A 13,070-nucleotide genomic window follows, 5' to 3' on the forward strand; every position below is an offset into this window, starting at 1 on the left:
CATCCGACTAAACCCTTAGTTCCCGGAAGATGTCAGTTCCTGCAAGGCTGCGTTAATTTCTGTATCCAACGCCTCGGCACGGACTCCGGTCAGGTTGGCCCAGCTCTGCGGCTCGCGCTTCAACTGGGCCACCATCGCGCCGGCTTCCTTGGGCGAGTCGAAGCCGGCACTTTGCAGCAGTGGCCGGCCCTGCGCATCCACCAGCTTGAAATAGAACTTGCCGTCGGCTTCGCGGTACTGCTTGAAACTGGGCAGCGCCGACTTCGCCTTGTCCTTCTTGGCCGGGCCGGCCTGCACCGCCAGGTTGCGCAGGCCCACCGCGTGCCGCAGTTCCGCCATGAAAGGCGTGGCGCGCTGGCGCGCCTTGGCGGCGCCGGCCTGCAGGATGGCTTCGAGTTCGGCGGGGTGCGACACCAGGTGCTCGTAGCGCTCGCGCATGGGCGCGATCTCCTGGTCGATGCGCTCGAAGAGCATCTGCTTGGCGTCGCCCCAGGCGATGCCGTCGGCGTAGGCCTGGCGCAGCTTCTGCGTCTCGTCCGCGGAAGCGAACGCCTGGTAGATCTGGAACAGGGCGGAACCTTCAACGTCCTTGGGTTCGCCGGGTGCCTTCGAGTCGGTGACGATGGAGGCGATCTGCTTGCGGATCTGCTCGCGCGGGCCGAACAGCGCGATGACGTTGTCGTAACTCTTGCTCATCTTGCGGCCGTCCAGGCCGGGCAGCAGCGCGACGGACTCATCGATCTGCGCCTCCGGCAGCACCAGGTGCTCGCCATAGAGGTGGTTGTAGCTTTGCGCCATGTCGCGCGCCATCTCGATGTGCTGCACCTGGTCGCGGCCCACCGGCACCTTGTGCGCCTTGAACAGCAGGATGTCGGCCCCCATCAGCACGGGGTACATGAAGAGGCCGGCGCTCACATCGGTGTCCGTGTCCACCCCGGCGGCGGTGTTCTTGTCCACCTGGGCCTTGTAGGCATGCGCCCGGTTCAGCACGCCCTTGCCGGTGACGCAGGTGAGCAGCCACGTCAATTCGGGGATCTCGGGAATATCGGACTGCCGGTAGAAGTAGACCTTCTCGTGATCCAGCCCGGCCGCCAGCCAGCACGCGGCGATCTCCAGCGTGGAACGCTGGATGCGGGCCGGTTCGTCGCACTTGATCAGCGCGTGGTAGTCGGCGAGGAAATAGAAATTTTCGGTGCCGGCGCGGCGGCTGGCTTGGACCGTGGGGCGGATGGCGCCGACGTAATTTCCCAGGTGGGGCGTGCCGGTGGTGGTGATGCCGGTGAGGTAGCGGATGGTCATGGCGGTCATTGCAGGAGCGAGACGAAGGGCGACACCAGGAGGTGGATCGCCGCATAGCCGACGGTGAGTAGCGGGCGCAGCCAGTAGGTGCTGACGATGCCCAGCACCACCAGGCCCAGGACGATGAAGAAGCCCCAGGGTTCGACCCGGCTGAGCAGGTACGCGGGGCGCGGCGGCAGCAGGCCCATCAGGATGCGTCCACCGGCGAGCGGAGGCAACGGGAACAGGTTGAAGGCCCACAACACCAGGTTGACCAGCACGCCGGCCTTGGCCATCTCGACGAAGAAGCGCTCGCTGACGCCGAAGGCACCGAGCAGCGCGAAGGCCACGGCCCAGACGATGGCCTGGGCGAAATTGGCCGCTGGCCCGGACAGGGCGATCCAGACGAGGTCGCGCTTGGGCTTGCGCAGCTTGCCGTAGTCCACCGGCATCGGCTTGGCGTAGCCGAACAGGAAGGCCCCGGCCGTCGCGAGGTACATGACCAGTGGCACGAGGATGGTGCCGATGGGATCGATGTGCTTGATGGGGTTCAGCGTCACGCGGCCCATCCGGGTGGCGGTGTCGTCGCCGAGCGCGCGGGCCACGTAGCCCTGGGCCGCTTCGCTGCCGGTGATCGCGAAGAGCACCGGCAGCGCGTAGATGAGGACGGTTTGAATGAGGTTGTTGAAATCCACCGGGCGGATTGTCCTCTACAGGCCCAGCACCGCCGCGTCGCCTCGCCCCTGCCGCACCAGCACCGCATCGCCGCCTGTCCCCATGGGCGTGAGGTCGATCACCGTCGTCGGCTGGTCGGGGCACGCCCCCGCGCCGATCACGGCGGCCAGCTCGTGCTGGAAGCGTTCGCGGATCTCGTTCGGATCGTTCATCGGCTCGGAGTCGTCCGGGGCAATCAGGGTGGTGGCGAGCAGGGGCGCGCCGTGCGCCTCCAGCAGGTCCTGCAGGGCCTTGTGGTCCGGGACCCGCAGCCCGATGGTCTTGCGCTGCGGATGGCTCACGCGGCGCGGTACTTCGCGCGTGGCCTCCAGGATGAAGGTATAGGGCCCGGGCGTGGCCGACTTCAGCAGGCGGTACTGGCGGTTGTCGACGCGCGCGTAGTTGGCCAGCTCGCTCAGGTCGCGGCACAGCAGCGTGAGGTGGTGCTTGTCGTCCACCCGGCGGATCTGGCGCAGCCGGTCGGCCGCCGCCTTGTCGTCGAGGTGGCAGGCGATGGCGTAGCTGGAATCGGTCGGCACGGCCACGACGCCGCCCGCAGCCAGCACGGCCACGGCCTGCTTCAGCAGGCGCGGCTGGGGGTTGTCGGGGTGGAGGTCGAAGTACTGGGCCATGGCATCAGGACGCGGAAGCGGATTCTCGCTGTTCCCGGACGGTCAGCCAGGCTCCGGCGGCGCCGCAGACGGCGATCATCGCGATGCCGGTGAGCGACCAGCCGTCCGGCACGTGGGAGAAGACGAGGAGGCCGCCGAGCATGGCGAAGCCGATCTGGCTGTAGATGTAGGGCGTCAGGGTGGCGGCCGGCGCGCGCTGGTAGGCCAGGATGAGCATGAAATGGCCCACGGTGCCCATCAGCCCCATGAAACACAGGCCGGCCCAGAGCCAGGGATCGGCGAGGGCCGTCCAGGCGAAAGGCAGCGCCACGGCGGCCAGCGCGGTCCCGGTCCAGCCCGTGTACAGGTGCATCGTCATCGGGTCTTCGGTGCGGGCCAGCTTGCTGGTGAGCACCTGGAACCAGGCATTGGTGCCGACCAGCGCAATCGGCATCAGGCTGGCCCAGGTGAAGGCGTCCCCGCCGGGCCGGATGATGATGAGCGTGCCGGCGAAACCCCCCGCCACCAGCGCCCAGCGCAGCGGCGACACGTGTTCCTTCAACACTGTGGCCGCCAGCAGCGTGATGACCAGGGGCGTGATCATCACGATGGCGGTGAACTCGCCCACCGGCATGTGGCGCAGGCTGGCGAACGCCAGCAGGCTGCTGGCCAGGAGCAGCAAGCCGCGCAGCAGGTGGTACGGCAGGCGGCGCGTGCGCCAGACAGCCATGCCGCGCAACGGCAGCACCACCACCGTGGTGGCCATGGCCTGGAAGAAGTAGCGGAACCAGAGCGCCATCAACAGCGGCACCGAGACGCTCACCAGCTTGGTCGTGGTGTCCAGGGCCCCGAAACATGCCGTGGCCGCCACCACGAGCGCGATCCCGGCCAGCGGGCCGCCGGCCCGCGGCGCCGCCGGGCTCACTGGATGCGGTCGGCCAGCAGGTCCCAGACGGGCGTCAGTTCGCCCGGCAGGTAGGGCAGCTGGCCCAGGTCGGTGTGGCTTTCGTCGGGGCTGTGGAAGTCGCTGCCGCGCGAGGCGGCCAGCCCGAATTCGCGCGCGGTTTCGGCATAGCGCACGTATTCCGCGGCGGTGTGACTGCCCGTGACCACCTCGACGCCGCGGCCGCCGTGGGCCTTGAACTCGGTGAACAGCGCGTATTCTTCGTTGGCGGTGAACTTGTAGCGGGCCGGGTGCGCAATGACGGCGACGCCGCCCGCCTGCGTGATCCATTGCACCGCATTGCGCAGCGACGCCCAGCGGTGCGGCACGTAGCCGGGCTTGCCTTCGGTGAGGAAACGGCGGAACACCTCGTTGGTGTCGCGGCAGACGCCGGACTCCACCAGGAAGCGGGCGAAGTGGGTGCGCGAGATCAGCGCCGGGTTGCCCACGTAGCGCAGCGCGCCTTCGTAGGCGTCCTTGATGCCCACCTGGGCCAGGCCGGCGCCGATTTCCATGGCGCGGGGCCCCCGGCCGTCGCGCGTTTCGTGCAGGCCGCGCTGCATCTCGAGATCATCGGGGTCGAAGCCCAGGCCGACGATGTGCACGGTCTCGTCGGCGAAGGTGACGGAGATCTCGGTGCCGGTCAGGTACTTCATGCCGTGTGCCCGGGCGGCAGTCGCGGCGCGCTGTTGCCCGCCGATCTCGTCGTGGTCGGTCAGGGCCCACAGCTCGACGCCGTTGGCCGCCGCGCGGGCCGCCAGGTCTTCCGGCGTCATGGTGCCATCGGAGACCACGGAGTGGCAGTGCAGGTCGGCGTTGAGGATGGACACCCCCCGATTTTAGGCCGGGGGCCCCGCAAATGTCTGGCAGGAGGGGCGAAGTCCCTCATTCCGGCCTGAGACTCAGCCGCTAGCATCAGCCACTTCGCTGGAGAAACCACATGATCGTCGTGCACCACCTGAACAACTCCCGCTCGCAACGCGTGCTCTGGATGCTGGAGGAACTGGGGGTCGATTACGAGATCCGCCGCTACGAGCGGAACAAGGAGACCATGCTGGCCCCGCCCGAACTGCGGCAGGTGCACCCGCTCGGCAAATCGCCGGTCATCACGGATGGTGCGTCGGTGCTGGCGGAGTCCGGCGCCATCCTCGAATACCTCGTCGAGCAGTACGGCGGCGAGCGCCTGGCCCCGGCGCGGGGCACCCCGGAGCGCGTGCGTTACACCTATTGGATGCACTATGCCGAGGGCTCGCTGATGTCGCCCCTGCTGATGAAACTGGTGTTCGACCAGATCGAGAAGGCGAAGATGCCTTTCGTGGCGAAGCCCTTCGCCAAGGCGATCGCGCACAAGGTCAAGTCCAGTTTCGTGGTGCCGCAGATCAAGCAGCACCTGGACTATCTCGAAGCGGAGCTGCAAACGCGCGACTGGTTCGCGGGCAGCGCCTTCAGTGCCGCCGACATCCAGATGAGTTTTCCGCTGGAGGCGGCGGCCGCGCGGGCGGGCCTGAATGCCGGCCGGCCGCGGCTGATGGACTTTCTCGCACGCATCCATGCGCGGCCGGCGTACCAGCGGGCGCTGGAAAAGGGCGGGCCCTTTTCAATCCTCAATTAGGGGTTAGTCATCCCGGGCTTGACCCGGGATCCATGGCGGCATGTCGATACGCCACGATGGATTGCGGATCAAGTCCGCAATGACAAGGCGTCAGTTCAACGCCCCGGCCTGCTTCCGGATATCGTGCTCCGTCGTGAGCGCCACCTCCACTGCCACTTCCAGCCCCCGCACGATCTCCGCCAGCCGCATCGACGGCTGGCCCTGCTCCGGCAGCCAGGGCACATGGATCAGGCCGCCGCGCACGCCTCGCCACGCGGGCTGTGCCAGCAGGTGCATCAGCCCATAGAAGACATGGTTGCAGACGAAGGTGCCCGCCGTCTGCGACACCTCCGCATTGATGCCCTCCAGCAGCAGCGCCTGCAGCATGGCCTTGATCGGCAAGGTGGTGAAGTAGGCATCGGGCCCGCCTTCGACGATGGCGGTGTCCACCGGTTGCGCGCCAGCGTTGTCGGGGATGCGGGCGTCATTGACGTTGATGGCGACCCGCTCCAGTGACAGGTTGCCGCGGCCGCCGGCCTGCCCGGTGCAGATCACCAGCCGCGGGCGGTGCTTTTCCACCAGGGCGGCAAGCCGCTGCAGCGATAAACCGAATACCGTAGGAATTTCCGCCCCCACAATGCGATGGCCGCCTACAACCGTGTTGTCGAGCGCGCGGACCGCATGCCAGCTGGGATTCGTCGGACTGCCGCCAAATGGGTCGAACCCGGTTACCAATACCGTCGGCAGGGGCCCCCCGGACGGGGCATGTTTCGTTACCATGAAATCACTGTACAGCAGGGAGACAAGATCATGCGGTGGGAAGGCAATCGGCAGTCGTCCAACGTGGAAGACATGCGCAGCGGCGGCGGCGGTGGCGGCGGCTTCGGCCTCGGCGGCCGCAGCATCGGCATCGGGACCATCGTCATCGCGCTGGTGGGTGGCGCGGTCTTCGGGATCAACCCGCTGACGATCCTCGGCATCCTCACTGGGGGCGGCGGCCCGGTCGCGACCCAGCAGCAAGGCCCCGCGCCGGCGCCGCCGGCCAATGATCCGATGGCCGCCTTCGTCTCCACCGTCCTCGGCGATACCGAGGACGTGTGGAAGCAGATCTTCACGCAGGGCGGCGCGAATTACGTGGAGCCGAAGCTGGTGCTGTTCCGCGGCGCCGTGCGCACGCAATGCGGCGCGGGCCAGGCCGCGATGGGCCCGTTCTACTGCCCCGCCGACCAGAAGGTCTACATCGACCTGAGCTTCTACGAGACCATGAAGAACCGCATGGGCGCGCCCGGCGACTTCGCGCAGGCCTACGTCATCGCGCACGAGGTCGGCCACCACGTGCAGAACCAGCTCGGGATCACGCAGAAGGTGGAGGAGGTCCGCGCGCGCGGCAACACGGCGCAGACCAACAACATGAGCGTGCGTCTCGAACTGCAGGCGGACTGCTTCGCCGGCGTTTGGGGCCACCACGCGGACAAGTCGCGCAAGATCCTGGAGCAGGGCGACGTCGAGGAGGCGATGAACGCCGCCCAGAAGATCGGCGACGACGCGCTGCAGAAGGCGAGCGGCCGTGCCGTGGTGCCGGAAAGCTTCACCCACGGCTCGAGCGAGCAGCGCCAGCGCTGGTTCGCCACCGGGTTGAAGACGGGCAGCGTGAAGGCGTGCGATACGTTCAGCGCGCGGACGCTCTGACCTCAGCCGTTCCCCCTGCCACGGGGCGAATGGCTGTGGCTGGCCCGTTTATTGCATCAGTGCGATAATCGCCGGTTGATGTCAGACACCCTCAATTTCTCCAATCTCTCGCTGGCGGAGCCCCTCGCCCGCGCCGTGGCCGGCATGGGCTACGAATCGATGACCCCCATCCAGGCCCAGGCGATCCCCGTCGTCCTGCAGGGCCGCGATGTGATGGGTGCGGCGCAGACCGGCACCGGCAAGACGGCGGCTTTCTCGCTGCCCTTGCTGCAACGCCTGCTGAAGCACGAGAACGCCTCGACCTCGCCCGCCCGCCACCCGGTGCGTGCGCTGGTCCTGCTGCCCACGCGCGAGCTGGCCGACCAGGTCGCGCAGCAGATCAAGCTGTACGCTCAGCACACCAACCTGCGCAGCACCGTGGTGTTCGGCGGCATCGACATGAAGCCGCAGACGCTGGAGCTGAAGAAGGGCGTCGAAGTCCTGGTCGCCACGCCCGGCCGCCTGCTGGACCACATCGAAGCGAAGAACGCCGTCCTCAACCAGGTCGAGTACGTGGTGCTCGACGAGGCTGACCGCATGCTGGACATCGGCTTCCTGCCGGACCTGCAGCGCATCCTGTCGTTCCTGCCCAAGCAGCGCACCACGCTGCTGTTCTCGGCGACCTTCTCCCCGGAGATCAAGCGGCTGGCCGGCAGCTACCTGCAGGACCCGGTGACCATCGAGGTCTCGCGGCCCAACGCCACCGCGTCGACGGTGGAGCAGCATTTCTACAGCGTCACCGACGACGACAAGCGCCGCGCCATCCGCCAGGTGATCCGCCAGCGCGGCATCAAGCAGGCCTTCGTGTTCGTGAACAGCAAGCTGGGCTGCGCCCGGCTGGCGCGTTCGCTGGAGCGCGAGGGCCTGAATACCACGGCGCTGCACGGCGACAAGAGCCAGGACGAACGCCTGAAGGCCTTGGCCGCGTTCAAGGCCGGCGAGGTCGACCTGCTGGTGGCCACCGACGTCGCGGCCCGCGGCCTCGACATCAAGGACGTGCCGGCGGTCTTCAACTTCGACGTGCCGTTCAATGCCGAGGACTACATCCACCGCATCGGCCGCACCGGCCGTGCCGGCGCCTCGGGGCTGGCGGTCACCCTGGTCTCGCCCAGCGACAACCGCCTGATGGCCGACCTGGAAAAGCTGCTGAAGCGCAAGATCGAGATCGAGCCGGTCGAATGGGACGACGATCAGCCCCGCGGTCGCATCAACGACGGCCGCCGCGCCTGGCGCGAAGCCGGTGAGGTGGGCGACCCGCGCGACGTGCTGGACAAGGCGCCGGAGCGGCCCCGCCGCGAATACGCGGCGCGCCCGGCGCCCGCGCCGCGCGACCCGTTCTTCGACCAGCCCTACGAAACGCCGCAAGTCGACACGCCGCCCGCCTGGGAGGCCAATGCCAAGCCGGCCGGCAACCGCATCTCGGCCAACATCAAGCCCAAGCGCAAGGTGGCGGCGCTGTTCAAGTCGACCGAGAAGTCGACCGAAACCTCCTAAGTCACTGCAGCCAGGCGCCAAAGCGACGTGATCTCGCGGCCGCGTGCCGCCGCCAGAGGATCGCTGGCATCGGCGGCCTTCGGATGGCGCGGCCGGACGTCCAGGCGTTCCCGAATGACGAGTCCACCGGCGTCAAAGAGCGCCAGCAATTCGTCCCGCGAGCGCAGGCCCAGGTGCTCCGCCAGGTCGGACAGCACCAGCCAGCCCTCGCCCCCCGGCGCAAGCCGCTCGCGCAGCCCACCCACGAACCCGCGCAGCATGCGGCTTTCGGGGTCGTAGACGGCATGCTCCAAAGGGGAGTTGGGCTTGCCCGGCAGCCACGGCGGGTTGCACACGATGAGTGGAGCCGTCCCAGCGGGAAACAGGTCGGCCTCGAAGATCTCGACCTGGCCCTGCAGGCCCAGCCGCTGGATGTTGTCGCGGGCGCACGCGAGGGCACGCGGATTCAGGTCGGTGGCCACGACGCGCGCGACCCCGCGGCGCGCGAGCACCGCTGCGATCACGCCCGTTCCCGTGCCGATGTCCCAGGCCAGCGCGGCGGCGGCGGGCAAAGCCGCCTTGGCGATCAGGTCGAGGTACTCGCCGCGCACCGGGGAGAACACGCCGTAGTGCGCATGAATGCGGTTGGCCGGCGGTGGCCCGAGCGCCGGCACCTCCACCCCCTTCTTGCGCCATTCGTGGGCGCCCACCAGTCCGAGCAGTTCGGTCAGTGCCACGACGCAAGGCTGGCCATCCGGCGGCCCCCATGCCTCGCCGCATGCCGCGCGCAAGTCGGGCGCCCGGCGCAGGTTGATGCCGTAGTCGCCGTCGACTTCCATCACCAGCAGGCCAAGCACCCGCGCGCGGCGCCCCTGCGCCTGGCGGTGGCGATAGAACGTTGCGCCGGGCGCCACGCCCGCGCTCGCCGCCTTGCGCGGGGCGCGGTCCAGCCTGCGGGCGAGCGCCTGCAGGAGCTGACGCGCATTCTGGTAGTCGCCACGCCACAACAGCGCAGTCCCCGCGCTGGCCAGGCGATAGGCAGCGTCGGCGGTCATCTGGTCGTCGGCGAGCTGCACATCCGCCGGCACGGGCCGGCCCGCCTCCGAACGCCAGGCGGCCTGGCGCGTTGCCCCGCCTTCCTGCCACGTCAGACACCGCTCAGGTCCCGGCGGCGGCTTTGGCATGGCGGGCGTGGTTGCAGGCGCGGTGACTGATCGCCAGGTTCTCGATGTGGCTGCTGCCGCCATCGACCAGTGGCCGGATGTGCTCCAGCGTTGCGTCCACCAACGACACCGGTTCCCTGCAGATCCAGCAAGGCACCAGCCCGTGCAACTGGCGGGCCACCGTGCGGTAGATCTTGACGCGGGTCAGGGACAAGCTGCTCATGGACTGGTCAGGTTAACTCAAAGGCGCGGCCTATGATTCGCGTGCGCACCAGCAGCTTGCTCGTCCCGAATGACCACCTCTTCGCCCGCACCGTACTGGTTGTACTTGCTGGAATGCGAGGGCGGGGTCTACTACGCGGGCATCGCGCTGGACGTCGAACAGCGCTTCTTCCAGCACGTGTTCGGACGCGGCGCCAGGTTCACCCGCGCGCGCGCCCCGCTGCGGGTGCTGGCTGCCCGTGAATACCCGAGCAAGGGCGAAGCGTTGCGCGCGGAGCTGGCGCTCAAGGGCTTGTCGCGCGACAAGAAGCTGGCCTTCTTCGAAGGTGTCGGCGCTTGAAGCGGCAAGCGAGCGAGTTCCTGCGCAAGACGCCCTCGGCCCCGGGAGAAGGTGGAAGGCCTCATCTCTTCATGCTGCGGGAGAAGGGGCGAAAGCGGGCGCCGCCTGCTTGATCGGTGTGACTGCCGTGTCTATCCGAATCGAGGCATGAATGGTATGTCCGTAGAACCCATGTCGAGCCCCATTTGCGAGAGCAGCGTGGTCACCTGTCCCCGATGGTGCGTCTCGTGATTGAACATGTGCGTGACCAGGACCCATTTGGCAACCGTCCGGGTCTTGCCATCGATCTTGCTGGTGTAGGTCAGGGGCTCAGCCAGCCAGGCCGGCGTCAGCGACGCGGACCAAGCAAGGATGCGCTGGTCCAGCCCCGCGCGCTCTGACTTCAGCCGTTCAAACGAACCAAAGAGATCGGCCTTGGGCTCGGGGATCACATTGGGGTCGCCGGTGAAACGGGACAGGAACGCCAGGTCGCCATAGGCGATGTGGTTCAGGGTGCCGTAGATCGACTGGAAGAAGGCGCCACGGTCTTTTCGAAGCTCCTCGTCCGGCAAAGACGCACACACTGCATACAGCCGGGAGTTCATCCACTCGTTGTATTGCGCCATCAACTCGCAATGGGCCGCGGTGATCATGCCTTCCATTCCTGCTTCAAGAGGGCATGCAGCATCAAGTCATGGTGCGAGCCCGCCCAATAGCCGACCTGCCGCAAGCGCCCCTCCTCGGCGAAGCCGAAACGCTTCAGCAATGCCAGGGACCCCTGGTTGTCGGGATGGACCATCGCCTCGATCCGGTTCAACGCCATGGCCTCGAATCCCCAGGTGAAAGCTGCAGCCAAAGCCTCTTTCATGTAGCCGCGTCCCTGGTGCAACGGAGAGATCTCATAGCCCACCACGCACGTTTTCCAGTTTCGATTCCAGCGGAACAGCCCGCAGGTTCCGATGAGGCCGGGTGTGCTTCGCAACTGGAGACCCCAGCGGGTACCGGACGCAGGCTCCTCACGCCACTTCGAAAACATCTGGACCAGCTTCCGCGCCCCCTCGATGTCGGCCAAGGGGTCAGAGCCGAACCACTTCATGTGTTCGGCGTCGCCATGGATCCGGAACAGGTCCGTGGCGTCCGCGTCAACAATCTCCCGCAAGACGAGATTCGGTGTTTCGAGATTCGGGAACGACGGATCCATCGCGTTATTCTCCCGGCGCCTGCGCCTGTTCGCACTTCTCCTGGATGATCTCGTGCCGGCCTTGACCGGTCTCATCCAGGCGCACCGCCGTCAGGCACCCACCCCAGACGCAGCCGGTGTCCAGCGACAGGATGTCAGGGCGCACCAGCAAGCCCAGCGTGGACCAGTGGCCGAAGGCGATGCAGGTGCCGGCGGTCTGGCGATCGGGCAGGTCGAACCAGGGCAGGTAGCCGGGCGGGCAGTGCGCGAGGCCGCCCGAGGTCTTCAGGTCCATCCCGCCGTCCGGCGTGCAGAAGCGCAGGCGCGTCAGCGCGTTCACGATCACGCGCAGCCGGTCGGCGCCGGCCAGCGCATCGTCCCAGCGCGAAGGCTGGTTGCCGTACATCAGCGGCAGGAAATCGGCCAGCCGGGGCCCCCGCACCACCGCCTCCACCTCGCCGGCCAGCGCCAGCGTCTGCGCCAACGTCCACTGCGGCAGCACGCCGCCATGCACCATCAGCACGCCGCGCGCGTGGATCGCCATCCGCCGGTGCCGCAACCAGTCCAGCATGGCCTCGCGTTCCGGATGCTGCAGGATGTCGTCCATGGTGTCGTTGCGGTGCGGTGCGCGATGGCCGTGCGCCACGGCCAGCAGGCTCAGGTCGTGATTCCCCAGCAGGCACTGCGCCGCATCGCCCAGCGCCATCAGCCGCTGCAGCACGGCCGCGGAGGAAGGACCCCGATTGACGAGGTCACCCAGGAGGTACAGGGTGTCGCGGCTGGGCGAGAAATCGATCTTGGCGAGGAGGCGCTCCAAAGGCGCGTCGCAACCCTGCACATCGCCGACCAGATAGTGGGCCATGGCTCAGCGCTGCGCGCGGTAAGGCGTGCTGGATCGCGTGACGCGGCCGGCCCACGCGGGCCGGTGGATTTCCAGCATGCGCATCACGGATCGCAGCGCCAGCGGCGTCGCCAGCACGGGGCCCAGGATGATCCGCTGCACCATGTGTTCCAGCGTCGGCGCGCCGGCCGCGAGCGCCGCGGTGCTGAAGCGCAGCCGCGGCTCGATCCCGCGGCCGCGGTGGCCGATGGCGTAGTGCAACTGCTGCTGCAGGATCCCGGTCGGGTCGAATTCGCGCAGGTAGACGATGCGCCACTCGCGCTCCTCATGGAAGCCCCGGTGCTTGGTGAACAGGGCGAACAGCTTGATGCGCTCGAACAGCGCTTCGGCCGCGCTCTTCATGGCCTCCAGCGGCAGGGCCAGCCGCTCCAGCGTGGCGGCGAAGCTTTGCAGCTTGTCGGCGATCCAGGCCTCGCTCTCCTCGTACGAGAGGTACTGCACCTTGCGGACCAACAGTGGCGAGCCCGGCAGCGCCACCAGCGCGTCCATGTTGAACACGATCGCGACGCCATTGCCGTCGCTGCCGTAGCCGCGCCACATCGACAGCAGTCCATCGTCGCCGATCTGGTCGTCGTGCTCGGAGCAGCTGAAGACGTAGACGTCGAAGGCGGTGTCGTTGTCGAAATCGGTGAACAGCGTGTCGAAAGCGTCCAGCAGCGCGTTGTAGTGATCGGGCGGGCAGGCCTGGCGCAAGCCGGCGTGGCTGCGCACCGCGTGCAGGCCCAGGTTGATGCCGTAGCGCAGCTCGTCCACGTCGTTCATGTAGAGCGGGTTGGAGAACCAGATCTCCCCGGTCTGCGAGATGCGCTCCAGCGTCAGGATCGAGGTGTAGTGCGCCAGCAGCGGCACCTGTTCCGGCGCGGGCTGGGGCTGCATGTCCGTCCAGAGGTCGGCGGCCAGGGTGCGATGGAGCGCGTCGTCGTCCATGGTTGAAGTAAAGTCCGTAG

Annotated in this window: 16 protein-coding genes; 4 read left to right on the top strand and 12 right to left on the bottom strand. The window is 67.7% G+C overall.

Going from position 1 to position 13,070, the window contains the following annotated elements:
- Positions 1–15: 15 nt before the first annotated feature.
- Genes FN976_RS00210 through FN976_RS00230 form a run of 5 tightly spaced genes read right to left on the bottom strand, consistent with a single transcriptional unit; the run spans position 16 to position 4,376 of the window.
- Complete coding sequence (locus FN976_RS00210; protein WP_186510696.1) at positions 16–1,308, bottom strand: tryptophan--tRNA ligase; 1,293 nt, start codon at positions 1,306–1,308, stop codon at positions 16–18.
- Positions 1,305–1,973 carry a site-2 protease family protein gene (locus FN976_RS00215; protein ID WP_145889765.1) on the bottom strand — a complete coding sequence of 223 codons (669 nt, stop codon included), beginning with the start codon at positions 1,971–1,973 and terminating at the stop codon, positions 1,305–1,307. Before FN976_RS00215 ends, FN976_RS00210 begins: the two co-directional genes overlap by 4 nt.
- A 15-nt stretch (positions 1,974–1,988) precedes the next feature.
- Positions 1,989–2,624: an L-threonylcarbamoyladenylate synthase gene (locus FN976_RS00220; protein ID WP_145889767.1), complete on the bottom strand. Its 636-nt coding sequence runs from the start codon at positions 2,622–2,624 to the stop codon at positions 1,989–1,991.
- Positions 2,625–2,628: 4 nt separating this feature from the next.
- Positions 2,629–3,528: a DMT family transporter gene (locus FN976_RS00225; RefSeq protein WP_145889769.1), complete on the bottom strand. Its 900-nt coding sequence runs from the start codon at positions 3,526–3,528 to the stop codon at positions 2,629–2,631.
- Complete coding sequence (locus tag FN976_RS00230) at positions 3,525–4,376, bottom strand: 3',5'-nucleoside bisphosphate phosphatase (protein ID WP_145889771.1); 852 nt, start codon at positions 4,374–4,376, stop codon at positions 3,525–3,527. The genes FN976_RS00225 and FN976_RS00230 overlap by 4 nt, the downstream gene beginning before the upstream one ends.
- 110 nt (positions 4,377–4,486) lie before the next feature.
- Here FN976_RS00230 and FN976_RS00235 point away from each other — a divergent pair, with 110 nt between their 5' ends.
- Complete coding sequence (locus FN976_RS00235; RefSeq protein WP_145889773.1) at positions 4,487–5,158, top strand: glutathione S-transferase family protein; 672 nt, start codon at positions 4,487–4,489, stop codon at positions 5,156–5,158.
- A 90-nt stretch (positions 5,159–5,248) separates the two neighbouring features.
- Here FN976_RS00235 and pcp read toward each other — a convergent pair whose 3' ends face one another.
- Positions 5,249–5,884 (bottom strand): pyroglutamyl-peptidase I, encoded by a 636-nt coding sequence (gene pcp, locus FN976_RS00240; protein WP_145890035.1) that lies wholly within the window; start codon positions 5,882–5,884, stop codon positions 5,249–5,251.
- 63 nt (positions 5,885–5,947) lie between these two features.
- Between pcp and ypfJ the strand changes: the two genes are divergently transcribed.
- Positions 5,948–6,826 (top strand): KPN_02809 family neutral zinc metallopeptidase, encoded by an 879-nt coding sequence (gene ypfJ, locus FN976_RS00245; protein ID WP_145889775.1) that lies wholly within the window; start codon positions 5,948–5,950, stop codon positions 6,824–6,826.
- Between the two features lie 78 nt (positions 6,827–6,904).
- A complete protein-coding gene (locus FN976_RS00250) occupies positions 6,905–8,359 on the top strand; it encodes a DEAD/DEAH box helicase (RefSeq protein ID WP_145889777.1) in 1,455 nt (484 codons plus the stop codon).
- On the opposite strand, the gene FN976_RS00255 is transcribed toward FN976_RS00250, so the two are convergent.
- Entirely contained in the window at positions 8,356–9,522 is a 1,167-nt protein-coding gene (locus FN976_RS00255; RefSeq protein ID WP_145889779.1) for a methyltransferase, read from the bottom strand. The genes FN976_RS00250 and FN976_RS00255 overlap by 4 nt on opposite strands.
- Positions 9,497–9,724: an HNH endonuclease gene (locus tag FN976_RS00260; RefSeq protein ID WP_145889781.1), complete on the bottom strand. Its 228-nt coding sequence runs from the start codon at positions 9,722–9,724 to the stop codon at positions 9,497–9,499. The genes FN976_RS00255 and FN976_RS00260 overlap by 26 nt, the downstream gene beginning before the upstream one ends.
- Before the next feature lie 69 nt (positions 9,725–9,793).
- Between FN976_RS00260 and FN976_RS00265 the strand changes: the two genes are divergently transcribed.
- Positions 9,794–10,063 (top strand): GIY-YIG nuclease family protein, encoded by a 270-nt coding sequence (locus FN976_RS00265; RefSeq protein ID WP_145889783.1) that lies wholly within the window; start codon positions 9,794–9,796, stop codon positions 10,061–10,063.
- 131 nt (positions 10,064–10,194) lie between these two features.
- Here the strand turns inward: FN976_RS00265 and FN976_RS00270 are convergent, their stop codons facing one another.
- The 4 genes from FN976_RS00270 to FN976_RS00285 are packed head-to-tail and all read right to left on the bottom strand — an operon-like array spanning position 10,195 to position 13,050.
- Complete coding sequence (locus tag FN976_RS00270; protein ID WP_145889785.1) at positions 10,195–10,695, bottom strand: DinB family protein; 501 nt, start codon at positions 10,693–10,695, stop codon at positions 10,195–10,197.
- The gene (locus tag FN976_RS00275) at positions 10,692–11,243 is read right to left on the bottom strand and encodes a GNAT family N-acetyltransferase (RefSeq protein WP_145889787.1); all 552 of its coding nucleotides are present in this window, start codon (positions 11,241–11,243) and stop codon (positions 10,692–10,694) included. The genes FN976_RS00270 and FN976_RS00275 overlap by 4 nt, the downstream gene beginning before the upstream one ends.
- A gap of 4 nt (positions 11,244–11,247) precedes the next feature.
- On the bottom strand, positions 11,248–12,084 hold the full coding sequence (locus FN976_RS00280) for a symmetrical bis(5'-nucleosyl)-tetraphosphatase (protein ID WP_145889789.1): 837 nt from the start codon (positions 12,082–12,084) through the stop codon (positions 11,248–11,250).
- 3 nt (positions 12,085–12,087) lie between these two features.
- Positions 12,088–13,050 (bottom strand): DUF2971 domain-containing protein, encoded by a 963-nt coding sequence (locus tag FN976_RS00285; protein WP_145889791.1) that lies wholly within the window; start codon positions 13,048–13,050, stop codon positions 12,088–12,090.
- Positions 13,051–13,070 lie beyond the last annotated feature (20 nt).

The organism is Caenimonas sedimenti, assembly GCF_007833165.1.
In the GTDB taxonomy this organism is placed as follows: Bacteria; Pseudomonadota; Gammaproteobacteria; order Burkholderiales; family Burkholderiaceae_C; genus Ramlibacter; species Ramlibacter sedimenti.

What these genes read in the sequence shown, in the direction of transcription:
- FN976_RS00210 (WP_186510696.1), bottom strand. Translation starts at nt 1,308, where the DNA reads ATGACCGCCATGACCATCCGCTACCTCACCGGCATCACCACCACCGGC.
- FN976_RS00220 (WP_145889767.1), bottom strand. Translation starts at nt 2,624, where the DNA reads ATGGCCCAGTACTTCGACCTCCACCCCGACAACCCCCAGCCGCGCCTG.
- FN976_RS00270 (WP_145889785.1), bottom strand. Translation starts at nt 10,695, where the DNA reads ATGATCACCGCGGCCCATTGCGAGTTGATGGCGCAATACAACGAGTGG.
- FN976_RS00275 (WP_145889787.1), bottom strand. Translation starts at nt 11,243, where the DNA reads ATGGATCCGTCGTTCCCGAATCTCGAAACACCGAATCTCGTCTTGCGG.
- FN976_RS00280 (WP_145889789.1), bottom strand. Translation starts at nt 12,084, where the DNA reads ATGGCCCACTATCTGGTCGGCGATGTGCAGGGTTGCGACGCGCCTTTG.
- FN976_RS00255 (WP_145889779.1), bottom strand. Translation starts at nt 9,522, where the DNA reads ATGCCAAAGCCGCCGCCGGGACCTGAGCGGTGTCTGACGTGGCAGGAA.
- FN976_RS00250 (WP_145889777.1), top strand. Translation starts at nt 6,905, where the DNA reads ATGTCAGACACCCTCAATTTCTCCAATCTCTCGCTGGCGGAGCCCCTC.
- FN976_RS00235 (WP_145889773.1), top strand. Translation starts at nt 4,487, where the DNA reads ATGATCGTCGTGCACCACCTGAACAACTCCCGCTCGCAACGCGTGCTC.
- ypfJ (WP_145889775.1), top strand. Translation starts at nt 5,948, where the DNA reads ATGCGGTGGGAAGGCAATCGGCAGTCGTCCAACGTGGAAGACATGCGC.
- FN976_RS00265 (WP_145889783.1), top strand. Translation starts at nt 9,794, where the DNA reads ATGACCACCTCTTCGCCCGCACCGTACTGGTTGTACTTGCTGGAATGC.
- FN976_RS00285 (WP_145889791.1), bottom strand. Translation starts at nt 13,050, where the DNA reads ATGGACGACGACGCGCTCCATCGCACCCTGGCCGCCGACCTCTGGACG.
- FN976_RS00260 (WP_145889781.1), bottom strand. Translation starts at nt 9,724, where the DNA reads ATGAGCAGCTTGTCCCTGACCCGCGTCAAGATCTACCGCACGGTGGCC.